The organism is Mesorhizobium sp. M7A.F.Ca.CA.002.04.1.1, from assembly GCF_004022805.1.
Lineage (GTDB): Bacteria > Pseudomonadota > Alphaproteobacteria > Rhizobiales > Rhizobiaceae > Mesorhizobium > Mesorhizobium ciceri.
Genome location: NZ_RZPL01001292.1, coordinates 1 through 514, shown reverse-complemented (window position 1 = coordinate 514; position 514 = coordinate 1). Strand labels below are relative to the sequence as shown.

General features: G+C 62.5%; 1 protein-coding gene. It reads right to left on the bottom strand.

Annotation, left to right across the window (positions count from 1 at the left end):
• Positions 1–514: hydantoinase B/oxoprolinase family protein (locus ENZ75_RS33855; RefSeq protein ID WP_206617193.1), on the bottom strand; the 514-nt coding region annotated here is incomplete at both ends.

Below are 514 nucleotides of genomic sequence, written 5' to 3'. Positions count from 1 at the left end.
TACGTCTTGTTGCCGAAGGTCAGGTTGTTCATCGTGCCTTGGGCGTTGGCCATGGCGCCCATGGCGCCGAACAGCGCGTTGGTGACATGCTGCGAGGTCTCGACATTGCCGGCGACGACGGCGGCGGGGTAGGCGGGTTTCAGCATGCAGCCATCGGGAATGATGATGTTGATGGGCCGCAGGCACCCGGCATTCATCGGGATCATATCCTCGACCATGACGCGGAAGGCGTAGAGCACGGCGGCGCGGGCCACCGGCTCGGGCGCGTTGAAATTGTTCTTCATCACCGGCGAGGTGCCGGTGAAGTCTACCGTCGCCTCGCGCTTTTGCCGGTCGACCGTGATCTTCACCTTGATGATCTGGCCGGTGTCGGTCGGGTATTCGTACTCAGAACTATCCGGCAGCCGCTCCAGCACGCGGCGCACGCTTTCGGCGGCATTGTCCTGGACATGGCCCATATAGGCCTCGACGACATCGAGGCCGAAATGGGCGACCATCTTGCGCAGTTCGGCTA